General features: G+C 59.0%; 21 protein-coding genes. 5 read left to right on the top strand and 16 right to left on the bottom strand.

Translation table 11 applies throughout. The annotated features are described in order from the left end of the window. Positions 1–61 precede the first annotated feature (61 nt). From CUN63_RS11065 to CUN63_RS11020, 10 genes are all read right to left on the bottom strand, one after another. On the bottom strand, positions 62–1,765 hold the full coding sequence (locus CUN63_RS11065; protein WP_129439372.1) for an alpha-keto acid decarboxylase family protein: 1,704 nt from the start codon (positions 1,763–1,765) through the stop codon (positions 62–64). Between the two features lie 144 nt (positions 1,766–1,909). After that, positions 1,910–2,986 (bottom strand): 1,2-phenylacetyl-CoA epoxidase subunit PaaE, encoded by a 1,077-nt coding sequence (gene paaE, locus CUN63_RS11060; RefSeq protein WP_129439370.1) that lies wholly within the window; start codon positions 2,984–2,986, stop codon positions 1,910–1,912. A 26-nt stretch (positions 2,987–3,012) separates the two neighbouring features. Continuing rightward, positions 3,013–3,519, bottom strand: a complete 507-nt coding sequence (gene paaD, locus CUN63_RS11055; RefSeq protein ID WP_129439368.1) for a 1,2-phenylacetyl-CoA epoxidase subunit PaaD — start codon at positions 3,517–3,519, stop codon at positions 3,013–3,015. Next, positions 3,506–4,267, bottom strand: a complete 762-nt coding sequence (paaC, locus tag CUN63_RS11050) for a 1,2-phenylacetyl-CoA epoxidase subunit PaaC (RefSeq protein WP_129439366.1) — start codon at positions 4,265–4,267, stop codon at positions 3,506–3,508. The genes paaD and paaC overlap by 14 nt, the downstream gene beginning before the upstream one ends. Positions 4,268–4,275: 8 nt before the next feature. Then, a complete protein-coding gene (gene paaB, locus CUN63_RS11045; RefSeq protein ID WP_129439364.1) occupies positions 4,276–4,557 on the bottom strand; it encodes a 1,2-phenylacetyl-CoA epoxidase subunit PaaB in 282 nt (93 codons plus the stop codon). Continuing rightward, complete coding sequence (paaA, locus tag CUN63_RS11040; protein WP_129439362.1) at positions 4,550–5,536, bottom strand: 1,2-phenylacetyl-CoA epoxidase subunit PaaA; 987 nt, start codon at positions 5,534–5,536, stop codon at positions 4,550–4,552. The genes paaB and paaA overlap by 8 nt, the downstream gene beginning before the upstream one ends. Positions 5,537–5,578: 42 nt before the next feature. Further along, the gene (gene paaK / locus CUN63_RS11035; protein WP_129439360.1) at positions 5,579–6,919 is read right to left on the bottom strand and encodes a phenylacetate--CoA ligase PaaK; all 1,341 of its coding nucleotides are present in this window, start codon (positions 6,917–6,919) and stop codon (positions 5,579–5,581) included. Between the two features lie 2 nt (positions 6,920–6,921). After that, the gene (paaG, locus tag CUN63_RS11030; protein WP_129439358.1) at positions 6,922–7,713 is read right to left on the bottom strand and encodes a 2-(1,2-epoxy-1,2-dihydrophenyl)acetyl-CoA isomerase PaaG; all 792 of its coding nucleotides are present in this window, start codon (positions 7,711–7,713) and stop codon (positions 6,922–6,924) included. 191 nt (positions 7,714–7,904) lie between these two features. Beyond that, the gene (locus tag CUN63_RS11025; protein ID WP_129439356.1) at positions 7,905–9,050 is read right to left on the bottom strand and encodes an acyl-CoA dehydrogenase family protein; all 1,146 of its coding nucleotides are present in this window, start codon (positions 9,048–9,050) and stop codon (positions 7,905–7,907) included. A gap of 88 nt (positions 9,051–9,138) precedes the next feature. Beyond that, the gene (locus CUN63_RS11020; protein ID WP_129439354.1) at positions 9,139–9,549 is read right to left on the bottom strand and encodes a thioesterase family protein; all 411 of its coding nucleotides are present in this window, start codon (positions 9,547–9,549) and stop codon (positions 9,139–9,141) included. Between the two features lie 581 nt (positions 9,550–10,130). On the opposite strand from CUN63_RS11020, the gene CUN63_RS11015 reads away from it, so the two are divergent. Further along, positions 10,131–10,871 carry an SDR family NAD(P)-dependent oxidoreductase gene (locus CUN63_RS11015; protein WP_129439352.1) on the top strand — a complete coding sequence of 247 codons (741 nt, stop codon included), beginning with the start codon at positions 10,131–10,133 and terminating at the stop codon, positions 10,869–10,871. A 53-nt stretch (positions 10,872–10,924) separates the two neighbouring features. After that, positions 10,925–11,839: a CoA ester lyase gene (locus CUN63_RS11010; protein ID WP_129439350.1), complete on the top strand. Its 915-nt coding sequence runs from the start codon at positions 10,925–10,927 to the stop codon at positions 11,837–11,839. Here CUN63_RS11010 and CUN63_RS11005 read toward each other — a convergent pair. After that, positions 11,819–12,472 (bottom strand): TetR/AcrR family transcriptional regulator, encoded by a 654-nt coding sequence (locus CUN63_RS11005; protein ID WP_165353247.1) that lies wholly within the window; start codon positions 12,470–12,472, stop codon positions 11,819–11,821. The genes CUN63_RS11010 and CUN63_RS11005 overlap by 21 nt on opposite strands. 415 nt (positions 12,473–12,887) lie before the next feature. After that, positions 12,888–13,550 carry a GMP/IMP nucleotidase gene (yrfG, locus tag CUN63_RS11000; RefSeq protein ID WP_129439346.1) on the bottom strand — a complete coding sequence of 221 codons (663 nt, stop codon included), beginning with the start codon at positions 13,548–13,550 and terminating at the stop codon, positions 12,888–12,890. A gap of 233 nt (positions 13,551–13,783) precedes the next feature. Between yrfG and nudE the strand changes: the two genes are divergently transcribed. Beyond that, complete coding sequence (gene nudE, locus CUN63_RS10995; RefSeq protein WP_033058385.1) at positions 13,784–14,350, top strand: ADP compounds hydrolase NudE; 567 nt, start codon at positions 13,784–13,786, stop codon at positions 14,348–14,350. Next, positions 14,347–15,174, top strand: coding sequence for a 3'(2'),5'-bisphosphate nucleotidase CysQ (cysQ, locus tag CUN63_RS10990; RefSeq protein WP_129439344.1), 828 nt, complete (start codon positions 14,347–14,349; stop codon positions 15,172–15,174). The genes nudE and cysQ overlap by 4 nt, the downstream gene beginning before the upstream one ends. 101 nt (positions 15,175–15,275) lie before the next feature. Here cysQ and CUN63_RS10985 read toward each other — a convergent pair whose 3' ends face one another. The 4 genes from CUN63_RS10985 to rfbC form a co-directional block, all read right to left on the bottom strand. Beyond that, positions 15,276–15,731: a YiiD C-terminal domain-containing protein gene (locus CUN63_RS10985; RefSeq protein WP_129439342.1), complete on the bottom strand. Its 456-nt coding sequence runs from the start codon at positions 15,729–15,731 to the stop codon at positions 15,276–15,278. Positions 15,732–15,771: 40 nt separating this feature from the next. Further along, on the bottom strand, positions 15,772–17,163 hold the full coding sequence (locus CUN63_RS10980; protein ID WP_129439340.1) for a sigma-54 dependent transcriptional regulator: 1,392 nt from the start codon (positions 17,161–17,163) through the stop codon (positions 15,772–15,774). Then, on the bottom strand, positions 17,160–18,959 hold the full coding sequence (locus CUN63_RS10975; protein ID WP_129439338.1) for an ATP-binding protein: 1,800 nt from the start codon (positions 18,957–18,959) through the stop codon (positions 17,160–17,162). The genes CUN63_RS10980 and CUN63_RS10975 overlap by 4 nt, the downstream gene beginning before the upstream one ends. Positions 18,960–19,066: 107 nt before the next feature. After that, complete coding sequence (rfbC, locus tag CUN63_RS10970) at positions 19,067–19,612, bottom strand: dTDP-4-dehydrorhamnose 3,5-epimerase (RefSeq protein WP_129439336.1); 546 nt, start codon at positions 19,610–19,612, stop codon at positions 19,067–19,069. 195 nt (positions 19,613–19,807) lie between these two features. Between rfbC and CUN63_RS10965 the strand changes: the two genes are divergently transcribed. Then, positions 19,808–22,720: an aminotransferase gene (locus CUN63_RS10965; protein WP_129439334.1), complete on the top strand. Its 2,913-nt coding sequence runs from the start codon at positions 19,808–19,810 to the stop codon at positions 22,718–22,720. Positions 22,721–22,744 lie beyond the last annotated feature (24 nt).

Below are 22,744 nucleotides of genomic sequence, written 5' to 3'. Positions count from 1 at the left end.
ACCGTTGAAGGTCACTGGAGGCAAGAAGGCATGGGCGGTGACCACCGCCGATGCCTTTGGCTCAGACTGCCATCGACAACGTTTCGGTCGCTTTGGGAATGGGACCGAAATCGAAGTCGGCAAACATCTTCGCGAAACGCTTGAGCGACTCAGGGGCATCCATCCGCTCCATCATCACTTCGATAAACACCAGCTCGTTGGCTGTCGCTGCCTGTTCGACAGCGGCCTCCAATTGATCTTCGGTGTGAACGATCAGCCGTCGAGAGCGATTGCGCGTGTCCAGTACATACGGCAGCTCGGCGTAACGCCAGCGGTTGACGTCGTTGTAGCTGGAGTTCTCGCCGAGTATCAGGCGCTCGATGGTATAGCCGTCGTTGTTGATCAGGAAAATAATCGGCTTGAGGTCGCGACGCAGAATCGATGACAGCTCCTGCACGGTCATCTGGATCGAACCGTCGCCGATGAACAGCATCTGCCGGCGTTGCGGTTGGGCCACTAGCGAGCCGAGCAGGGCCGGCAGAGTGAAACCGATAGCGCCCCAGATCGGCTGGGAAATGAAGGTGACATCTTCCGGCAGGCTCAAACCGTTGAGGCCGGCTGAAGAAGTGCCACTTTCAGCGATGATCAGATCGCCCGGTTTTATGAAGTGACTGATGCGTTGCCAGAAGCGCAGTTGGCTCAGCTTGGCATCCGGTTGTGGCTCGAACGGCGTGACTGAACGTTGCTCGCGCAACTCGCGCATCGGCCAGGCCTGGAGGCGCTTCGTGGCCAGCTGAAGGACGCCCGCCAGCACTTGGCGCACCGATACGGCGGTGTAGTGGACACGGTTGAGGGATACGGCATAGGGGTGCAGCTGAATCAACGAGCCGGCTCTGAATTTTTGCGAAAACAGACCCGTGCTCGTGTCGGTAAATCGAGCGCCGATGCTGATCACGCAGTCTGAGTTTTCAATCGCTTCACGTACGCTCGGAGCCGAACCAGCGCCGACGTAGGTCCCGAGAAACAGACGATGCGATTCTGGCAGCATGGCCTTGGCTGGTGCCATGGTTGCAAATGGCACATTCAGCGTTTCAGCCAGGCTCTGCACCAGGCCGGTCAGACCAAAACGCGAGACATCTGCATCCACCAATAGCGTCGGCGTGCTGGCGTGTGAAAGGCGCTGGACGATCTGCTCAACCACTTCCTTTAGTTGGTTCGGATCACTGCGGGTTTCGGTCAACTGCAATGGATGCTCAGGCACTTCGATTTGCAGCGTGGCGAGGTCCGACGGTAGCTGTAGATAAACCGGTCGTCGCTCTCGATAACAGGTCAGCAACACCCGGTCGATTTCCGCTGCAGCGTTTTCCACCGTGATGCGGGCTTGCGCCACTGTGAACTCGCGCAGGGTGATCATCACGTTGTCGTAGTTGCCGTCGACCAGCGTGTGGTGCAACAACGCGCGGTCGAGAATCGCATGCAGGGGCGGCATGCCGGAGATCAGAATCACCGGTACGCGTTCGGCGTAGGCGCCGGCGATGCCATTTAGCGCACTCAGATCGCCGACGCCATAGGTGGTCAATACGCTGCCAAAGCCCTGGGTCCGGGCATAGCCGTCCGCGGCATAGGCAGCGTTGAGTTCATTGCAATTGCCGATGAACTCTATTTCGTTCGAGTACTCGACCTGTTCGAGGAATGCCAGGTTGTAATCCCCGGGTACGCCGAACAGATGACGAATGCCGAATTCGCGCAAGCGTCGCAATAAAAAATCACCAATAGTCATGTCCATGATTCGTTTTTCCTCAGAGTTCCTTGATGAGTCGAGTCTTCTCTGCGCTAAAGGCAGTTCAAAGGCGGCTTAGTCACGCAGGTACCAGAAAAGGGCGGTGCTAAAAGTGCTGCAGCAGCGGAACAGTTTTCTTGTTGTGGGGTTTCAAAGTTGATCGAAATCCAGCACTACTCGATCAGAAAGGGGAAAGCATTGGCATGAGAGAACGAAGCCTGCTTCGATCTCGTAATCTTCAAGGGCGAAGTTGCTGTCCATCTCCACTTCACCTTCGACCAACCTGGCCTTGCAGGTCGAACAGACCCCGGCCTTACAGGCGTAGGGTAGTTCTGCGCCGTTCTGGTTGCCGGCGTCGAGAATGCTCAGGGTGTTGCGCGGGAGCTCGAAGGCCAGGCTGTTGCCATCGCTGATCACGGTGATCAGGCTGGTTCTGACGGTGTCTGTCGGGGCGGCCTCGCGAACGGCCTGTTTGCGGCCGGCTGATGGGCTGGCGAACAGTTCGCAGTGCACTCGTGCGGGGTCAAGCTGGTGCTCGATCAACGCTTGTTGAACCTCAATGGTCATCGCATGCGGGCCGCAGATAAACGCATGATCCAACGCTGCGACATCGATCCAGCGAGTGAAGAATTGCCGGCATTTTTGCCCATCCAGGCGACCGTTATAGAGGTCGACATCCTGGCGCTCGCGGCTCATCACGAAGATCAGCTTCAGGCGTTCCAGATAGCGGTCTTTCAGGTCTCCCAGTTGTTCGCGAAACAGCGTCCCGGAACTGGAGCGATTGCCATAGAGCAAGGTGAACTGACTATGCGGTTCCTGCTCGAGCGTGGTCTTGATGATCGACAGCAAAGGCGTGATGCCACTGCCGGCGGCGATGCCCAGATAGCGGCCGTGACGTTGCGCGTCCAGCTCGACAAAAAAATTGCCGCTTGGCGCCATGACGTCCAGATAATCGCCGACGACCAGCGTTTGATTGGCGAACTCGGAGAAGCGCCCGCCGCTGACTTGCTTGACCGCCACCCGCAGCTCGTTTTCATGTGGAGCGCTGCAAATCGAGTAGGAGCGGCGGATTTCTTCGCCATCCAGTTGCGTGCGCAGTACGAGGTACTGGCCCTGCTGAAACTGGAAGGTGTCGCGCAATGCCCCGGGCACATTGAAGAGAATCGAAACCGCATCGCGGGTTTCGCGCCGAATGTCCCGGACCTCCAGTGGGTGAAAGGTGTTCATGGATTTCTCCTGAGTCAGCTACAGACTCAAATGCACTTGAAGTAGTCGAAGGGCTCTTTGCAACGGCGGCACCGGTACAACGCCTTGCAGGCGGTCGAGCCAAACTCGCTGACGGTTTCGGTATCGAGACTCGCACATTGCGGGCAGGGCACCGGGCCGGATTTCTCCTGTGGCGGGGCGATGCCGTAGTCCAGCAGGCGTTGCCGGCCCTGGTTGGTGATCCATTGCGAGCTCCAGGCTGGCGCCAGTCGCTGTTCCAGATAGGGCGTGGCATAGCCTGCGCATTCCAGCGCCTGGCGCACACGTTGCTCGATCATTTCGGTCGCTGGACAGCCGGAATAGGTGGGTGTCAGCACCACCTTCAGCCGGCCGTCCTGGAACAGAATGTCGCGCACGATGCCCAGGTCGACCAGGCTGACCACCGGCACTTCCGGGTCCATCACCTGTGCCATGAGCGACCAGGCGTTTGGCAGGTCCTCGGCCTTCGCCCGACGACCACACCAGTCGGACGCGATCAGCTCACCAGCGTGCATCTGGGTAAGCTCGTGGTAGAGACTGCATGGTCGCCAAAAGCGGGCCGAGGTTTTCCGTGTGCCGTCCCTCGATGCCACTCAAGTAGAAGTAGCGCGCAGGCGGCGGCAGCTTCAGGGTTGCGCGGGCGAGGATGCCCTCTACGGTCTCGCGCCAGGCGTTCACCTGCAGTTGGGGATCGCTGCTCAAACCGACTTGATACTGACGCTGCTCGCGGTCGCTGACCGTGCACAGTTCATGAGTGAAGCGCCACAGCTGATCCAGCGCGCTCTGCATCCGTTGATGGCTGTAGTCGGTGCCGTCGCCCAAGCGCAGCATCCACTCGCTGGAGCGGCGCAGGTGGTAGGTAACTTCTTTCAGGGCTTTGTTGGCGATAGCGGCGACCATCTTGTCGCTGGAGTTCTGCAAACCCTGCAGCCGATGAAAGTGCCAGGCGTCATACAGAAATTGGCGCACGCAGGTTTGCGCATAGTCTCCGTTGGGCTGTTCGACCAACAGCAGATTGCGATACAGATGTTCACCGCGCAGGAACGCCAAGCGGTCGGCATTGCGCCCGTCATTGAGCAGCTCGGCAGCGTACTCCAGCCAGTTGCGAGCCTGGCCGACCAGGTCGAGGCCGACATTCATCAGCGCCAGTTCTTCCTCAATGGCCGGGGCATGCCCGCACAGCTCGCACAGGCGCTGGCCGGTGATCAATGCGCTGTCACCCATTTGCAGCAGATAGTCGATTAGCTCGTCGGTTTGATTCATTATCTGGCTCACATATGCCCCACTTCGTCGGGCAGCTCATAAAAACTGGCGTGCCGATAAACCTTGTCCTGAGACGGTTCGAACAGCATCTCCTTGTCTTGCGGGTTGGAGGCGGTGATCTGGTCCGCCGCGACCACCCACAGGCTGATTCCCTCATTGCGCCGGGTGTAGAGCTCGCGAGCGTTTTCGATGGCCATGCGCGCATCGGTGGCGTGCACGCTGCCAACATGTTTGTGGTTGAGGCCGTGCTTGCTGCGCACGAAGACCTCATACAGCGACCATTCAGACATGCACGGCCTCTCGGTTTTTTTCTTGCTGTTTGCGAGCGTGGGCGGCTGCCGCCTGGCGTACCCAGCTACCTTCTTCGAAGGCTTGGCGGCGGGTATCCAGGCGCTCTTGATTGCAGGGACCATTACCTTCGAGTACGTGGTAGAACTCATCCCACTGGATCTCACCGAAGTCGTAGTGACCGCGTCCGGCGTTCCACTTAAGGTCCGGGTCCGGGACTGTGCAACCGAGGAATTCCAGTTGCGCGATGGTCTGGTCAATGAATCGCTGACGCAGCTCGTCGTTACTGTTGCGTTTGATCTTCCAGGCCATCGATTGCGCGCTGTTGGGCGAGTGCGCGTCACTTGGCCCGAACATCATCAGCACCGGCCACCAGAAGCGATTGATTGAATCCTGAACCATTGCCTTCTGTGCCTCTGTGCCTTGTTTCATCATCACCAACAGCAGCTCGTAGCCTTGGCGCTGATGGAAACTTTCTTCTTTGCAGATCCGCACCATGGCCCGTGCATAGGGGCCGTAGGAGGTCCGTTGCAGGACTACCTGATTGACGATCGCGGCGCCGTCGACCAGCCAGCCGATGGTGCCGACATCGGCCCAGCTCGGCGTTGGGTAGTTGAAAATGCTCGAGTACTTGGCTTGCCCGGCATGCAAGCGGGTGATCTCCTGGTCGCGGTCGGCGCCGAGTGTTTCTGCGGCGCAATACAGGTACAGGCCATGACCGGCTTCATCCTGGATTTTCGCCATGAGTTGCAGCTTGCGTTTGAACGTTGGCGCGCGGGTGACCCAATTGCCTTCCGGGAGCATGCCGACGATTTCCGAGTGGGCATGTTGGGATATCTGACGGATCAGTGATTTTCGGTAGCCGGCGGGCATCCAGTTGTCGGGCTCTATTTTCACTTCAGCCTGGATTTTTTCCATAAAGGCGGCTTCTTCGTCAGACTCGTGGGTCGAGCCGAAATCCTTTTGCGATGAAGATTGCATGAGCGGTTCCTCGTGTGAGTCGAAGACGTGTGAGGTGCGCAATCAGTACTCGCCGCGTCGATCGAAGACGTGGCAAGCCTTTCCTTCCGAGCGCTTGAGCGTGTGGTGGGGCTGTAACTTGATCTGCGTGCTGATGCCGACATGGACCTTGATCTGATGGCCGAATTCGCGACACAGCGCATCCCGCTCAGGCTCGCTCAGCGCGGCGTGCTCCGGGCGCAGTTCGACATGCACTTCAAGGCTGTCGAGGTTGCCGCTGCGATAGATGTGCAGCTCATAGATCGGGCTCAGCGGCGCCTGCTTGAGCAGTTGTTCCTCGATCTGCGTCGGGAACACGTTGACCCCGCGGATGATCAGCATGTCGTCGCTACGACCGGTGATTTTGTCCAGGCGACGCATGGCTCGACCGGTGCCTGGCAACAGTCGGGTCAGGTCACGGGTGCGATAACGAATCATCGGCAGTGCCTCGCGGCTGAGCGAGGTCAGCACCAGCTCACCGAACTGCCCGTCGGGCAATACCGCGCCGGTGTCGGGGTCGATGATTTCAGGGTAGAAATGGTCTTCCCAAAGTGTCGGGCCGTCTTTGGTGTCCAGGCATTCCATGGCAACGCCCGGTCCCATCAGCTCGGACAATCCATAGATATCCAGTGCCTGAATGCCGAGCCGTTGTTCCAGCTCGCTACGCATCTGCGCGCTCCACGGCTCTGCACCAAAGATGCCGACCCGCAGTGACAGATCTTCGGTGGCGATACCCTGACGCTCGATTTCTTCGGCGATGTTGAGCATGTAAGACGGCGTGACCATGATGATGTCGGGACGGAAATCCTGGATCAGTTGGACTTGTCGAGCGGTCTGCCCGCCAGACATCGGGATAACCGTGCAGCCGAGTTTCTCCGCACCGTAATGTGCGCCCAGGCCACCGGTGAACAGGCCGTAACCGTAGGCAATGTGAATACGGTCGCCGCTGTGCCCGCCCGCCACGCGAATCGAGCGGGCCACCAGTGAGGCCCAGACATCGATGTCGTTGCGGGTGTAACCGACCACTGTCGGTTTGCCGGTGGTGCCACTGGAGGCGTGCAGACGAACCACTTGCTCCATGGGCACGGCGAACAGCCCGAAAGGGTAGTGCTCGCGCAGCTCGGCTTTGCTGGTTAACGGGAAGCGTGCCAGATCTTCCAGGTTGTTCAGGTCGTAAGGGTGAACCCCCAAATCATGGAACTGCTGGCGATGCCACGGGACGTTGGTGTAGGCGTGTGACAGGCTCCATCGCAAACGTTGCAACTGGTGGTGCCGCAGTTGGTCGATCGACGCGTGTTCAAGTGCGTCATCGTGAGTATTGAGCAGCGGTCTGACCGCAGTGTCCAAACGTGCGATTGCGTCCATTTTCAACGACCCTTGAAGTGAGTGCTGCGCTTCTCGATAAAAGCGTTGAGGCCTTCACTGAAGTCCTCGCTTTGCCCTGCCAGCGTCTGCAACTCGCGTTCCGTTTCAAGCTGCTGATCCAGGCTGTGTTGCTGGCTTAAATCCATGCAGCGCTTGAGCAGACCGAGAGCGTAGGTCGGTTGCGTGGCAAGGTGCCTAGCCAGCAGCAGCGCTTCGTCTGCAAGCTCACTGTCATCTACGCAACGCCAGATCATTCCCCACTGTTGTGCTTGCTCGGCGCTGATGCGCTCGCCCAACATAAACAGCGCTTTGGCTCGAGCGCTGCCGATCAGGCGTGGAAGTACCCAGCTGACGCCTGAATCGGGTATCAGGCCAACCTTGCCGAAGGCCTGAATAAAACTGGCGCTGCGGGCCGCGATGACCAGGTCGGCGGTAAGAGCGATACTGGCTCCAGCTCCGGCGGCTACGCCGTTGACGGCGCAGATCACCGGAATTGGCAGGTCACGCAAGGCTCTGATCAGCGGGTTGTAGTCATGCTCGAGCAGGTCGCCCAGGTTTGCTGGTGTTCCGTCAGGATTTATCTGCAACGACGCCAGATCCTGCCCGGCGCAAAACGCCCGGCCTTTGCCGGTCAGCAACAGGGCGCGAATACCTGGATCTTGCCGAACCAGAGCCAACGCTTGGCGCAGTTGCTCGTGCATGTCTGCGGTAAAGCTGTTGAATTGGTCCGGACGATTCAGAACCACGACAGCAACACCTTGATCCACAGAGAAAAGAATGTTCTCGCTATTCATCTCAAGCCACTCATCATTGATGCAATTGGTTGTACCGGCACACGGCCGTTAACCACGCAGTGAGGCTGACACAACGTCGCACGCAGTGTTGTGCATTCGATAAGGCGTCACAGCTCAACCTAAAGCCGACAGCACACTGTTTAGAGTGCGCAGGATCAACCGGCTATTAAGTTGGCTGCATTGCTGTTTTGTTATTCTGTATGGGATGCCAGTCGAAGCATTTGATTGAATATATTTTTTTGATGCATTTCTTCTGTGCCGCCGACACTGGCAAAGCCCAGAGCATCTTTAACAAAGGTAGCGATGCCACCTTCGTGATAGCCGATACTGCCATACAGTTTTACCAGACTTAGTGCGGTTTCTATCAAGTCTTGGGCACTGGTAAGTTTAGCGATGGAACAACTCATCAACGCCTGGGGATGACCATTAAGAAGTTGGTACAGCGCGGCATAGACCATCCAGCGATTGCGCTCCATGCCAATGGTCATATTGATCAGGCGCTTTTGAACATATTGGTGGCTGTCGATTGAACTATTGAAGCTTTGTCGCTCGGCGGCGTAGCGCACGGCCTCGGCAACATAAGGCGTTGGCAGGTTGACTGCCACCAGACCGTAATAAAGTCGGCCCAAAGAAATAATGTCGATCAGTTGTTGCAGGCCGCGACCGGCTTTCCCCAGTACTTGGCAAGCCTGTACCTGAACGTTGTCGAAGTACAGCGGGCCGGTAGGTAGATTCTTGTTGCCGAGCTTGTCATCCGGCTCGCCTCTGCTCAGGCCTTGCATGTCGCCGTCGAGCAGGACCAGCGCGATGTTCTGCTTTGGCATATCGGCCAGTTTGGTCACGATCAGCATGAAGTCGGCGATGGGTGCGTGAGCGATATTGTATTTGCTGCCGGTCAGGCTGTAGCCGTCGGCGGTAGGGCTGAGCGTGCTGTCGATGCTTCTGACGTCGGTACCGGTGCCAGGTTCGGCGATCCCGGTGGCGCTGATTGCGCCGTTGAGAATCGCCTGAAGGTATCGGTCCTTCTGGCTTTCGCTGCCATACAGCATCAACGCCCGAACCATACCGGCCTGAGCGATGACCGAGAGCAGCAGCTCTGGTGTGCGGATCGAAGAGGCCAGCCCTTCAAGCGCTGCAGTGAAGCCCCACCAGTCTTCTCCCGTGCCGCCGTGACTGGATGGAATTACCAGTTTCCATAGTCCCTCCTCGCAGAGGCGGCTCCAACCGGCATGGTCAAACCCAACCGGTGTGCCTTTGTTTGCACTTGCCAGTTGCCCGCCGATTTCACGGTATTTCTCGAGCAGGCTTCGTTGTTCGGTAGTCCAGGACAGCAGCATATTTGCGTTACCTATCAATACACCCTAGACGCCGGCCTGGTGGCATCGGCCAGCGATCATTGTTCGAGTCGTGGTCGGGTTTCGATCACTACTCCTGGAAGGCCAGAACCTGGTTTTTGAATTCGTCGGGGACGGTGATGGTGCGATTGCCCGCGTAGTCGAACATCACATGTTTGGACAGGCCTTTAGCGACAGTGGTTTTCCCTGCATCGCTAAGGTGCATGATGTGCTCCATCTCGAAGCTCTTGTTGCCGAACTCGATAACACGGCTGGTGACAGTCACGATGTTGCCATAGACCGCTGGCTTAACATATTCGCAGGAGGTCTTGACCATGATGTGCGGAAGCTTTTGATCCTTCGGCAGGTTCAGCAGGTTGTGCATGTAGCTCAGGTAAGCGTGCTGCAAGTAGTCGTAGTAAACAGGGCTGCTTACATGACCCATCGAGTCGGTGTCGCGATATTTAACTTCGATGACGGTATCAAATCCATTGTTGCCCATTGCAGTACCCTCTTGGCTTAGTGAGATATCTGAGTTGTGCTGGCGAGAAGCGTTGGTGTGTTCATCAAAGCATTGAACTTTATGACGCTTTGATGACTAATAGTTCTAGGCGCTCTCAGCGCTTGTCACAACTTGTTACTCATGCTACGGCACAGGTATTAGTGTGGCTACTCGCATTCCGTTGCGCTCGAAAAGACTGACGAAACTTCCAACTTGGCGAGCGCGGACCTATCGATAGGTAGCGCAGAGTCGCTGTGCTCGGTCTTATTTCATCTGAGGGGCGCGTAAACAGAAGAGCAACTTCAGTCCGTATAAGGCTGGCGTACTCGCATTTTCAGAAACGCTGTTGTATTCCTATTGTCGGACAATACACATTAACGACCGAGTAGAAAATAAATGCGAGTAATAAGTCGCTTTAGACTGCTGTATTAACCATGGGCTGTCTGTTTGGCATGCGAGTAGTGAGGCTGTCCGGGTTCTTTTAGCATAAGCGCTCGTTCTGGCTCGTCCAGTCGAGTGGGTGGGTACCTGATCAAGGCTCACGCCGACCCGCAACGGAATGCTCAAGGAGTCCCGCTCAGATGTCTTCATCACAACCCGTGGCCGTAGTGACTGGCGCCGCCAGCGGCATTGGCGCAGCCACTGCACGACACTTGCACCAGTTGGGATTTTTGGTCGCAGGCCTGGACATGAATGCGCAGGGGCTGGAGGAAGCGATCGGTGGGCTGGGTAGCCAGCACCGCGGGTTTGTTGCCGATGTCTGTAACGAGCAGGCGCTGGCTCGGGTGTTCCAGCAGATCGATGATTGGCAGGGTCGGATAGACGCCCTGGCAACCTGTGCCGGGGTAGTCGATACCTCACCTTTTGATTCGCTCACGGCTGCGCGTTTCCGAACACTGATGGATATCAACCTGATCGGCACCTTCAGTGTCGTGCAATTGGCTGTGCCGCGAATGAGCCCGGGTGCTCGCATCTGCACTGTGGCCAGTGTCGCCGGGCTGCGCGGTGGTGGCTTGGCCGGGACTCTGGCCTATGCCGCCAGCAAGGGCGCGGTGGTGACCATGACCAAGGGCCTTGCCCGCGAATTGGGCCCTCGAGGTATTAACGTCAATTGTGTCGCCCCCGCCGTGATTCGTACCCCGATGCTCGATGACACCACTCGTCAGGATGGCCAGTTGCAGCGTTTGCATGAGATGACCGCATTGCGTCGTGAAGGCTCGGCGAACGAAGCCGCCGAGGTTATCGCGTGGTTGTTGTCCGGCAAGGCCTCATTTGTCAGTGGTGTGACTATTCCGGTGGATGGCGGCCTGACCATGCTCTAGAAGTACCTCGTATTTTTTCCTCTCTCAACCCAACAGATCATCAGGAAGATGCTATGGCTATGTCCCCCGAAAACCCGTTGGCGCTATGCCGTACGTTCTTGTTTGTACCAGGCGCAGAAGAGGTCGCGCTGCATGCGGCACTGCAAACGGGTGCCGATGTCCTGGTACAGGAGCTGGAAGATTTCACGCCGCCGGCCAGGCGCGCAGAGGCCCGCGCATTATCGGCGAGAGTCATGGACCATTGGCGCGAGTGCGGGCGTATCACTTCGGTGCGCATCAATCCCTTCGAAACGTGCGGCCATGATGATCTAAGTGCGGTTATGGTCGGCCGGCCGGCAATCATCATGATGTCGAAAGTCGAATCCACTGAACAGATGATCGAGTTGGATCAGCAAATTACCCGGCTGGAGTCGATGCTTTCGATCAAGCAGGGCTCAACGCTGATTGTCCCGAACATCGAAACCGCCCTGGGTGTGGTGCGAGCGATCGATATCGCGCATTCGAGCCCGCGAATCAAGGGAATGCTGGTAGCGACTGAAGATATGGTCGCTGACCTCGGTGCCGGGCGCAGTAGAGAAGGGACCGAGCTGTTCTATCCCCGATCCCGTTTTCTCCTTGAATGCGCTGCTGCCGGAGTCCTGGCGATTGATTCGCCCTATACCTTTGCTGATGACGAGGGCGCCGAAGCGGACATGCGCGTTGCGCGCTCTATCGGTTATCAGGCAAAAGGTGTGGTCAATCCGGATCACGTGGCCGTTGCCAATCGCTATCTGACACCGACAAGTGCCGATGCCGAGTTGTCAGTTCGCCAGATCGAGGCCTTCGAACAGGCTGCCAGTGGCGGTAAGGTGCGGGCAGAAGTGGATGGGCTAATTGTTGAGGTGCCAAGCTATCTACAATCCAGGCGACTGCTCAATCGTTATGAGCAATTGTGCGCGCTGCAGGCGTCACGCCGCGGGGGCGCATGAGTGCGCCATGCGGGCGTTGGTGCGGTTTTTTGCAATCCGTCGCGCGCGGGAAACCAGTAGCGAAGTGTTGTTGGCTGTCCCGCACAGATAGCCCATGACTGAGTCGCAGATGGCTTTTTCGATAGCCTTGGGGCAAAAATCGGGGCATTCGATCACATAGGCATGTATCAGTGACCTGATCATCCGGGTCACTAGCCAGGCGGCCAGCTGGATATCGTTTTGCACCAGTTGGTCGGCCCAGCGCCCCAGCAGGTCCTGCACCATTAGCGGGATTTCCGCTTTATACGCATCCTCGGTCGTCTGATCATTCAAGAACGAGAACTCTTGCTCCAGCAGTCGATGCAGCTCCGGCTCCTTCGTATGTGGGGTCAGGAAGGCTCGTACCAAGTGCTCGATATGCCCTTGCAGGCTGGAGATGTCTGAGCGGGTCAGAAGGCCTTGGATGGCTTCGTGAGTGGCCTTGACCTTGCGATAGTGCAGGGCGGCTATCAGTGAGTCTTTGTTGGGGAAATACTGATAGACCGATCCGACGCTGACGCCGGCCAGCTGCGCGACCAGGTTGGTATTGGTCCCGGCATAGCCATGTTTGACCACCACGTTGGCAGTGGTTTCGAGGATGGCCTCGACCATCATTTTCGAACGAGTCTGGGTGGGGGCCTTACGAGGATGTTGGATGTGCTTCACGGATAACTCCAGAGTCTGTCTATTTTCCCTGTATCTGAGTTACTGCCATTGGGACCGCTGGGACTGACGCCGAGTGCTGCCTCTGGAGGATTTGCTCCTTTTAGGCGCGCGCGACTCCCCTGCGTGGAAGCTACCAAGCTACGGCAGCGCATACGTGCCCCTGACGCAGTAACTTATTTACCGTGACGATTCTTGATCCTTAATAGGCGTTCGAAAATGCTTTTATGTGCAGTTTATAGTTAGCGTTCAGGACATGTATCGAGCGCGGGAGTAGGGTTAAGCTAGTGAGCTTTTTGCATAGGCGGGAGCCTGCGGGCTGGCCTTTGGCGGTCAGCGCGGCGGCTTTTTTCGTTTACAGACAGTTCTAAAGGCCTTCGATCAATTCTCGATAATCCCCCACCGCCGCAAACTCTGCGGTGTCTTTGGGCCCTTTGCGGCTGTCCGGTTCGCTCACGGCCAATAGATGCGCAACCCCAAAGTCGCGGGCGCTACGCAGAATCGGCAAGGTGTCGTCGATAAACAGACTGCGCGCCGGGTCGAAGCCGATGTCCGCCTGCAGGGCATCCCAGAACTGCGGGTTTTCCTTGGCAAAACCGTAATCATGCGAGCTGATCAACCGCTCGAAGTACGGCGCCAGTTCGATTCTTTCCAGTTTCAATGACAGCGAATCGCGGTGTGCATTGGTGATTAGCACCACGCGCTTGCCGGCCTGTTTGATGGCGGCCAGAAAGGTGTCCGCGTCCGGTCGCAAGGCGATCAGGTGCGCGGTTTCCAGTTTCAGTTCGCGCACCGGCAGTTTGAGCTCGGCGCTCCAGAAATCCAGGCAATACCACTGCAACTGGCCGGCGTTGCGTTCGAACAACGGCTGCAATTCCATCTCGGCCATGGCCCGACTCACCCCGTGCAATTCGGCGTAACGCTGGGGCAGGTGTTCCATCCAGAAATGGTTGTCGTAATGCAGGTCCAGCAGCGTGCCGTCCATATCCAGCAGAACGGTGTCGATGTCGCGCCAGGGCAGCAGGGACATAAAAAACTTCTCCAGCGGTAAAAAAGATATCCGACGTAAACAATCAGGATAGGCCGGGTAAAGGCTGGTTTGAAAGCGTCGCGAGCGAAGGGAGTGCAAGGAAAAAACAGGCGAGGACGGGGAGTTTACGAGTTGTAAATGACCCGTCCGAGCCTGTTTTTGACGCAGCAATCCCGAGCGCAGCAGCTTTCAATCAGCCTGTATAGTAACGCGTTCACGCCAAGGAGCTTCTTATGCGCCAGAAACCCACCATCCTCGCCCGCGAGATCGTCGCCACCAGCCGTTTGTTCTGCGTCGAAGAGCTGAAGTTGCGCTTTTCCAATGGCGTGGAGCGTACGTATGAGCGACTGGTGGGCAAGGGCGCCGGTTATGGCGCGGTGATGATCGTGGCGATGCTGGATGCGGACCACGCGGTGCTGGTTGAAGAGTATTGCGGCGGCACCGATGAATACGAGCTGTCCTTGCCCAAAGGCTTGATCGAGCCGGGCGAGGACGTGCTGGCGGCAGCCGAGCGGGAGCTCAAGGAAGAGGCCGGGTACGGCGCGCGGCAACTGGAGCATTTGACTGAGTTGTCGTTGTCGCCCGGTTACATGAGCCAGAAGATCCAGGTGGTGTTGGCCACTGATCTGTACGAAGAAAGCCTTGAAGGCGATGAGCCCGAGCCGATGGGCGTGGACAAAATCAACCTGCGTGAGTTGTCGGCCCTGGCCCAGAACCCGCGATTCACTGAGGGCCGCGCATTGGCAGCACTGTATCTGGCCCGTGATCTACTGACTCAGCGTGGAGTGTTCCAGCCATGATTTTCCCCCATCCGTTGATGGCGCCTGTTGTTGAACTGGCGCTGAAAGCCGGTGAAGCGATTCTGCCGTTTTGGCGTGCCAACGTCGCCGTGACTGCAAAATCCGATGATTCTCCGGTGACGGCCGCCGACATGGCCGCTCACCATGTGATCCTGGCCGGGCTGACGGCGCTGGACCCGAACATCCCGGTGCTGTCCGAAGAAGATGCCAACATTCCCCAGAGCGTGCGCGCCGGGTGGCAGCGTTGGTGGCTGGTGGACCCGCTGGACGGAACCAAGGAGTTCATTTCCGGTAGCGAAGAATTTACCGTCAACATCGCGCTGATCGAGCAGGGGCGTGTGGTGTTTGGCGTGGTGTCGATGCCGACCAACGGACGCTTCTACGTCGGTGGTGCGGGTCTGGGCGCGTGGCGTGGCGATAAAGACGCGGAGCCTTTGCCGATTCAGGTTCGCGAGGTTCCTGCTGAGGGTGAAGCGTTTACCGTGGTTGCCAGTCGTCGGCATTCGAGTCCTGAGCAGGAGCGCTTGCTGGCCGGGTTGAGCGACAGTCTGGGTGAGCTGCAATTGGCCAATATCGGCAGTTCGCTGAAGTTCTGTTTGTTGGCGGAGGGGGCGGCGGATTGTTATCCGCGGTTGGCGCCGACTTCGCAGTGGGACACGGCGGCGGCACAAGGCGTGCTGGAAGGGGCGGGCGGTGAGGTGCTGGATTTGAGCGGTGCGCCGTTTAGTTATCCGGCGCGGGAGTCGTTGTTGAATGCATTTTTCCTGGCGCTGCCGGCGAAGGCTGCCTGGCGCGAGAAGTTGTTGGCGTTGGCTCGGGCCTGAAGATCAAAGGATCGCAGCCTCGTTTCACTCGACAGCTCCTACAGAGAAACGCGTCCCCCCTGTAGGAGCTGTCGAGTGAAACGAGGCTGCGATCTTTTGCTTTAGCGGTGAAGGACGTACTGCCCGGTAAACGTCACCGCATCGTCATCACTGTCGGCATTGACGATCCGCGAATGCAACGTCAACCGCGCCCTCCCATATCGCACATACATCGCCAAAAACTTCTTCCACACCGCCGCACTCGGCGCATGGCAAATCGCTGTCGCGTCCATGGTCACCGGCAGCGGATAGCTGATCTGTCCTTCCTGAATCACGATGTGCCCGCCTTCAACCCCTTCTTCACGCAAACGCAGATGCAACCAACCCCAACCGGCCAGCACCGCGCCGCAATACAGGCTGCCGCCGAACATGGTGCTTTTATGATTGACGTTGGCCTCCAGCGGCAAGTGCAGGCGCAGTTGCTGGTCGTGCCAGTCGAGCACTTTGAGGCCCATGTCCCGGGTAAGGGGAATGTCGCGATGGAGGACTGATTCCAGATGACGGCTGTCGCGGCTCATGCACGGATCTCTTGTTTGAAGATGATGATTTGACGGTAGCTCAATCGGGGTCGTCGGTGTGGCTGCTGCCACCGTCGGCGAAGTTCAGCCCGTGTTTGCGCAGTTTGTCGTGCAAGGTCTTGCGTGGGATGCCAAGGGCTTCGGCGAGGCTGCGCACCGAGCTGTGAGAACGCGCCAGTTCGGCGGCGATCAAGCTCTTCTCGAAGTTTTCCACTTGTTCGCTGAGACCGCCGCTGACCACGTCGACCGTCATGCCGACAGCGCCATCCGCTGCGTTATTGTCCAGGGCCAGTTCCAGACCCAGGGCAAAGCGTTCGGCGGCGTTCTGCAATTCCCGCACGTTACCCGGCCAGGTGTGGCGCAGCAGGAGGGCGCGTTGTCCCGGTTGCAACTCGTGGGGTGGTAGGCCGTGGCGAGCGCTGGCTTCATCGGCGAAATGCTGGAACAGCATCAGCGCATCTTCGCCACGCTCGCGCAGCGGTGGAATACGCAGCGGTGCGACGTTCAGGCGGTAATACAAGTCGGCACGGAAGCGGCCCTGATCGGCGGATTGACGCAGGTCTTCCTTGGTCGCGGCGATGATGCGGATGTCCAGCGGGATCAGCTGATTGCCGCCCAGGCGCTCGACCACCCGCTCTTGCAGCAAACGCAGCAATTTCACCTGCACATCCAGGCTCATGCTTTCGATTTCATCGAGGAATAATGTGCCGCCATTGGCGAACTCGAACTTGCCGATGCGACGCTTTTGCGCGCCGGTAAAGGCGCCTGGCTCGTGACCGAACAGCTCGCTTTCTACTACCGACTCGGCCAGGGCGCCGGCATTGATTGCCACGAACGGGCCGTTACGACGGTTCGACAAATCGTGCAGCGCTCGGGCCACGACTTCTTTGCCGGCGCCGGTTTCGCCAAGGATCAGCACATCGGCCTTGGTCGCTGCCAATGCACCGATCTGCTCGCGCAGGCGCAGCATCGGCGCCGATTGCCCGACCAGTCGGGTGCTCAGCTCATTGCGATCGCTCAGGGCCAGACGCAGGCTGCGGTTGTCCAGCACCAGCCGGCGCAGGGCCAGGGCGCGGCGCACGCTGTCGAGCAAGGCGTCGCTGGCAAAGGGTTTTTCCAGAAAGTCATAAGCCCCGGCGCGCATGGCTTGCACGGCCAGCGGCACATCGCCGTGACCAGTGATCAGCAGCACTGGCAGTTCCGGATCCTGGGCATGCAGTTCAGTCAGCAATTCGAGACCGTCCATGCCCGGCATGCGGATGTCACTGACCACCACGCCGGGCCAGTCGCGTTCCAGTTGCGCGGCCAGGCCCTTGGCTTCGGCCAGTGGCAGAATTTTCAGGCCGGCGAGGTCCAGGGTCTGGCTCAGGGCTTGACGCAGGTGCGGATCGTCGTCGATCAGCACGACCTGGATGCGGTTGTCGATGGTCATGCACTTCGGTCCTCGGACGGTTGCAGGCTCACACCCGGTGCGCCTGCACGCAGCTTCAGGGTAATCAGGGCGCCACCTTCCTTGTGGTTGGCGAACGACAGTTCACCACCGAAGGCACGCATCAGGGTTTCGCAAATCGCCAGCCCCAACCCAAGCCCCTGAGTGCGGGTCTTGGTGGTGTAGAAGGGCTCACTGGCGCGGCCAAGTGCCTCCAGGCAGAACCCGGGGCCATTGTCGCGAATGTACAGATTGACGCCGTCGGCAGTGGATTGGGCACTCAACCAGAGCTTACGCGGCGGGCCTTTTTCCGTCAGGGCGTCCAAGGCGTTGGCCAGCAGATTGCCGAGCACCTGACGCAGACGGGTTTCCCCGGCCTCGACCCACAGGGTGGCGGCCGGCAAGTCGCGGATCAGCTCGACTTCCATGCTGCGTCGACGCTTGGCCAGCAGCGCCAGCGCATCGTCCAGCGCCGGTTGCAGGGCGACGCTTTCCGGGGCGTGGCGATCGCGCCGGGCGAAGGCGCGCAGGTGGGCGATGATCGACGCCATGCGCCCGGTCAGTTCGCTGATCAACTTGAGGTTGCCGCGCGCATCGTCGGTGCGCTGATGATCGAGCAGCACTTCGGCGTTTTCTGCGTAGCTGCGGATCGCCGCCAGCGGTTGATTCAATTCGTGGCTGATGCTCGCGGACATGGTGCCAAGGGCCGACAGTTTTCCGGCCTGCACCAGATCATCCTGAGCGCGAACCAGCTCTTGCTGGGCTTGTTCGCGTTCCAGCACTTCCTGTTTCAGTCGACGGTTGAGGCCTTCGAGGTCGCTGGTCCGCTCGGCTACCCGGCCTTCCAGCTCGCGACGGGCCTTGGCTTCGAAGGCGATTCGTTCGAGGTAATGACGGCGTCGCTGCATCATCAGACCCAGCAGCAACATCAAGACCAACAATGTCGCGCCGCCGATGGCGACGACCGTGCGTACCGGGCGATCGATCAGGGTGCGGGGGGCGAGGATGCTGACGTTCCAACCGGTTTCTGCGATTGGCTGGGTTTGTGTCAGCCAGGCGTTGGGGTTGAGCCGCAATGGTTTGGGATCACGGGTCGGATAAGGTTGAATCGCGGTGATTGCCTTTCTTTCCTCTTCGCCCAACGGGCGGGTCGAGCGAAATCGCCACTCGGGCCGCGACGTGAGAATGACCACGCCGTTATGGTCGGTCAGCAGCAGTTGTTCCGGGGTTTTGCCCCAGAGGCTTTCGGTGTGGTCCAGGTCGACCTTGACCACCAGCACGCCGATGATCTTTTCGCCGTTACGCACGGCGGCGGCGAAGAAATAGCCACGCTTGGCCGAGGTTGTGCCCAAACCGAAAAAGCGCCCAAGCCGCCCGGCCATGGCTTCGCTGAAATACGGCCGGAAGGAAAAATTACGCCCGACGAAACTGTCGTGTTTGTCCCAATTGGACGCGGCCAGGGTCTTGCCCGTGGTGTCCATCAGGTACATGACTTCGGCGCCAGTCTGGGCACTGATATTTTTCAACAAGCGATTGGCGTTGCCTTGGGTGACGCCATCGTCGGGCGCACCGAGGACGGCTCGCAGGGCCGGCAGATCGCCGAGGATTTGCGGCAACACTTCATAACGGTGCAGGGTACCCAGCAGGTTGGCGACGTAAAGGTCGAGCGTCTGACGGTTCTGCCCGGCCAGTTCGCTGCGGTAGTAACGCTCGGCCAGATGCTCCAGCGGCCATAGCAATGGCGCCAGGCACAGTGCGAGCAGGGCCAGGCTGCGCCAGCGGGGGAGGGTTGGAGTCATGAGCATCGAGCGCCTGTGGGTACAGGCGCATTATGCCTAGGCTTGCGGGCGCAGTCTGCGCACCCGTGGGTCTGGCACGCATGTGCGGTGAAGATTCAGACGGTGTTTCAGGAAAAGACGTCAGCGTCCTTGAAGAACGCGGCGGCCTGATCTTTACCGGACAGTTGCGGTGCTTCATCCAGTTGCCAATCAATGGCCAGGTCCGGGTCGTCCCAGCGAATGCTGCGCTCGGCGGACGGGGTGTAGTAGTCGGTGGTTTTGTAGAGGAATTCGGCGAACTCGCTCAACACCACAAAACCGTGGGCGAACCCCTCCGGGACCCAGAGTTGGCGATGATTCTCGGCGGACAGACGCACAGCCACCCATTTGCCGAAATGTGGCGAGCTGCGGCGAATGTCCACAGTCACGTCGAGTACTTCACCCACTGTGACGCGAACCAGTTTGCCCTGAGTGTTTTCCAGTTGGTAATGCAGGCCGCGCAATACGCCTTTTTGCGAGCGGGAATGGTTGTCTTGAACGAAATTCGTCTCCAGGCCAGTCGCTTCTTTGAAAGCCTTGGCATTGAAGCTTTCATAGAAGAAACCACGCTCGTCACCAAATACCTTGGGTTCGATGATCAGAACACCGGGAAGGTCGGTGGTGACTACTTTCATGGTCTTTCTCCAGTAATAGGCTTGATCGGGACATTCTTGCGCAAACTGGCGGCCGGAGCGAGTGGCGCGTGTTTTTTCCTGATCCGTTCACTGACGCCGTGGAACATCAGGTGGGTGACAGGGAGGAGGAAGGGGTTGCGTATCGTCCAAAGCAGTGGCGATATAAGCGCCTAATAAAATTTCAGGGGTCGTTGTATGCCACTCGCCACGTTGATTCATCGCGCCAGTTTGCCCACCCCGCAAGTGTCTGCGGAGCAAGCGCTTGAGCTGTTGAAGGGACATTACGGCCTGAGTGGAAGGTTGCAGGCCCTCGGCAGCCAGCAGGATCTTAACTATCGGGTCGACAGTGACCAAGGGCGTTTTGTCCTGAAAATCTGCCGTGGCGACTACTCGGCGCAGGAGCTGCACGCCCAGCACGCCGGGCTCAAGCATTTGGGTGAACACCCCGATGTGCATGTGCCACGAGTGATTCCCGCCAAAAACGGTGCAGACCTACTTTCCCTGGAAGTCGGGGGCCAACCGGTGCATGTGCGCCTGCTCGATTACATCGAAGGCCAGTCGCTCACACACCTGGATCATCTGCCCGGTTCAGTGGTGGCCGGTTTCGGTCGGCTCTGCGGTGAAATGGACCTGGCGCTGGCCGGTTTCGACCATCCGGGCCTCGAGCGCACCCTTCAATGGGACGCCCGTCACGCCAACGCGCTGATCGCGCATTTGCTGCCGGTCATCAACGACGACCAGCAACGCCGGCTGATCGCCGAAGCGGCTGAACGGGCCGAGCGTCATTTGCAGCCGCTTGTGGATAAGCTGCCGGTGCAGGCCATTCACATGGATATCACCGACGACAACGTGGTGTGGCAGCGAGATTCGCAACGCCAGTGGCAATTGCAGGGCGTGATCGATTTCGGCGACCTGGTGCGTACCTGGCGCATCACTGATCTGTCGGTGACCTGCGCGGCGCTGCTGCACCACGCCAATGGCGATCCGTTCTACATTTTGCCGGCGGTTCAGGCCTATCACGCTGTCAATCCGCTCACGCATGAAGAGTTACTGGCGCTCTGGCCGCTGATCGTCGCCCGTGCGGCGGTGTTGGTGCTCAGCGGTGAACAGCAGGTCAGCATCGATCCTGGCAACGCGTACAGCCGCGACAATCTCACCCACGAGTGGGAGATTTTCCGCGTCGCTACATCAGTGCCGTTGGCGTTGATGGAAGCGGCGATCCTGACCTCGGTCGGCCAGAACCTGCCGAGCATCGGTAGCGAAGGTTTCGCGCCGCTGCTGCCGAGCTTGGTGGGGCGTGAGTTTGCGTTGATCGATTTGGGCGTGCTCAGTCCGCATTTTGAGGCCGGCAACTGGGAGCAGGAGGGGATCGATCAACGTCTGTTGACCGAAGCCGCCGCGGCTCACGGTTTGGCAGCCAGTCGTTATGGGCAATATCGCTTGTCCCGTACCCGGCCGGACAGCGCCACGGAGCCGGACACGTGCCCATTGCACGTCGAATTGCGAGTGCCCCACGGCACGGCGGTCGAGTCACCGTTTGCCGGGGTGGTGCATCAGCCGGTGGCAGGCGTGCTGCAATTGGATGGCCCGCAACTGAGCGTGCGGTTGTGGGGCGTGACGCCGTCGCTGCACACGGGCGCAGCGCTGGTCAAAGGTCAGGTGTTGGGTTCGGTCAACGGGCCATTGGTGGTGCAGTTGTGCCGAGGCGCCTCGTTCAATGCGCCCTTGTTTTGTACGCCGTCTCGTGCCGCGGCCTGGCAAGCGTTGTGCCCGTCACCGGCGGTGCTGCTGGGGCTGGCCTGTGACGCCGAAGTGGAACTCGATTCGCAGACGTTGCTGGCACGCCGTGACGCCAGCTTCGCCCGTACCCAGAAGCACTATTACGTCGACCCGCCGCGCATCGAACGCGGCTGGCGCAATCACCTGATCGACATGCAGGGTCGCTCCTACCTCGACATGCTCAACAACGTTGCGGTGCTTGGCCACGGTCATCCGCGCATGGCCGCGGTCGCCAGTCGTCAGTGGTCGCTACTCAACACCAACTCGCGTTTTAACTACGCAGCGGTTGCCGAGTTTTCCGAGCGCCTGCTGAAGTTGTCGCCGGATTCCATGGATCGGGTGTTCCTGGTCAACAGCGGCAGCGAGGCCAATGACCTGGCAATCCGCCTGGCCTGGGCCTACAGCGGCGGTCGCGACATGCTCAGCGTGCTGGAGGCCTATCACGGCTGGACAGTGGGCGCGGACGCGGTCTCGACCTCGATTGCCGACAACCCGAAGGCTTTGAGCAGCCGTCCGGACTGGGTGCATCCGGTTACCGCGCCGAACACCTATCGCGGCGAGTTCCGTGGACCGGATAGTGCGCCGGACTACGTGCGCAGCGTCGAACACAACCTGGCGAAAATTGCCGAGCAGAAGCGTCAGCTGGCCGGTTTCATCTGCGAACCGGTGTACGGCAATGCTGGCGGTATCTCGTTGCCGCCGGGGTATTTGAAGCAGGTTTATGCGCTGGTTCGCGCTCAGGGCGGTGTGTGTATTGCCGACGAAGTGCAGGTCGGTTACGGCCGCATGGGCCATTTTTTCTGGGGTTTCGAAGAGCAAGGCGTAGTGCCGGACATCATCACCATGGCCAAAGGCATGGGCAACGGTCAGCCACTGGGGGCGGTGATCACCCGTCGAGAAATCGCCGAAGCGCTGGAGGCCGAGGGTTACTTCTTCTCGTCGGCCGGCGGCAGCCCGGTCAGTTGCCAGATCGGCATGGCAGTGCTGGATGTGATGGAGGAAGAAAAGCTCTGGGAAAACGCTCAGGTCGTGGGCGGGTATTTCAAGGAGCGGCTTGAAGCGCTGATCGATATTCATCCGTTGGTGGGCGCGGTGCATGGTTCCGGCTTCTATCTGGGCGTCGAGTTGATCCGCAATCGCGAAACCCTGGAACCGGCAACCGAAGAAACCACGGCGCTGTGTGATCGGTTGCGCGAACTGGGGATCTTCATGCAGCCGACCGGCGATTACCTGAACATCCTCAAGATCAAACCGCCGATGGTGACCTCGCGTCAGAGCGTGGATTTCTTCGTGGACATGCTGTCGCAGGTTTTGGATGAAGGGTTGTAAACGGTATTTCTCGATACACGGACT

The sequence above is a fragment of the Pseudomonas sp. ACM7 genome, from assembly GCF_004136015.1.
Lineage (GTDB): Bacteria > Pseudomonadota > Gammaproteobacteria > Pseudomonadales > Pseudomonadaceae > Aquipseudomonas > Aquipseudomonas frigoris.
This window is presented reverse-complemented; position numbering and strand designations above follow the sequence as displayed.

Bases quoted from the DNA above. Each gene is read 5' to 3' on its own strand.
- CUN63_RS11065 (WP_129439372.1), bottom strand. From the start codon at position 1,765: ATGGACATGACTATTGGTGATTTTTTATTGCGACGCTTGCGCGAATTC.
- paaE (WP_129439370.1), bottom strand. From the start codon at position 2,986: ATGAACACCTTTCACCCACTGGAGGTCCGGGACATTCGGCGCGAAACC.
- paaD (WP_129439368.1), bottom strand. From the start codon at position 3,519: ATGCACGCTGGTGAGCTGATCGCGTCCGACTGGTGTGGTCGTCGGGCG.
- paaC (WP_129439366.1), bottom strand. From the start codon at position 4,267: ATGAATCAAACCGACGAGCTAATCGACTATCTGCTGCAAATGGGTGAC.
- paaB (WP_129439364.1), bottom strand. From the start codon at position 4,557: ATGTCTGAATGGTCGCTGTATGAGGTCTTCGTGCGCAGCAAGCACGGC.
- paaA (WP_129439362.1), bottom strand. From the start codon at position 5,536: ATGCAATCTTCATCGCAAAAGGATTTCGGCTCGACCCACGAGTCTGAC.
- paaK (WP_129439360.1), bottom strand. From the start codon at position 6,919: ATGGACGCAATCGCACGTTTGGACACTGCGGTCAGACCGCTGCTCAAT.
- paaG (WP_129439358.1), bottom strand. From the start codon at position 7,713: ATGAATAGCGAGAACATTCTTTTCTCTGTGGATCAAGGTGTTGCTGTC.
- CUN63_RS11025 (WP_129439356.1), bottom strand. From the start codon at position 9,050: ATGCTGCTGTCCTGGACTACCGAACAACGAAGCCTGCTCGAGAAATAC.
- CUN63_RS11020 (WP_129439354.1), bottom strand. From the start codon at position 9,549: ATGGGCAACAATGGATTTGATACCGTCATCGAAGTTAAATATCGCGAC.
- CUN63_RS11015 (WP_129439352.1), top strand. From the start codon at position 10,131: ATGTCTTCATCACAACCCGTGGCCGTAGTGACTGGCGCCGCCAGCGGC.
- CUN63_RS11010 (WP_129439350.1), top strand. From the start codon at position 10,925: ATGGCTATGTCCCCCGAAAACCCGTTGGCGCTATGCCGTACGTTCTTG.
- CUN63_RS11005 (WP_165353247.1), bottom strand. From the start codon at position 12,472: ATGATGGTCGAGGCCATCCTCGAAACCACTGCCAACGTGGTGGTCAAA.
- yrfG (WP_129439346.1), bottom strand. From the start codon at position 13,550: ATGTCCCTGCTGCCCTGGCGCGACATCGACACCGTTCTGCTGGATATG.
- nudE (WP_033058385.1), top strand. From the start codon at position 13,784: ATGCGCCAGAAACCCACCATCCTCGCCCGCGAGATCGTCGCCACCAGC.
- cysQ (WP_129439344.1), top strand. From the start codon at position 14,347: ATGATTTTCCCCCATCCGTTGATGGCGCCTGTTGTTGAACTGGCGCTG.
- CUN63_RS10985 (WP_129439342.1), bottom strand. From the start codon at position 15,731: ATGAGCCGCGACAGCCGTCATCTGGAATCAGTCCTCCATCGCGACATT.
- CUN63_RS10980 (WP_129439340.1), bottom strand. From the start codon at position 17,163: ATGACCATCGACAACCGCATCCAGGTCGTGCTGATCGACGACGATCCG.
- CUN63_RS10975 (WP_129439338.1), bottom strand. From the start codon at position 18,959: ATGACTCCAACCCTCCCCCGCTGGCGCAGCCTGGCCCTGCTCGCACTG.
- rfbC (WP_129439336.1), bottom strand. From the start codon at position 19,612: ATGAAAGTAGTCACCACCGACCTTCCCGGTGTTCTGATCATCGAACCC.
- CUN63_RS10965 (WP_129439334.1), top strand. From the start codon at position 19,808: ATGCCACTCGCCACGTTGATTCATCGCGCCAGTTTGCCCACCCCGCAA.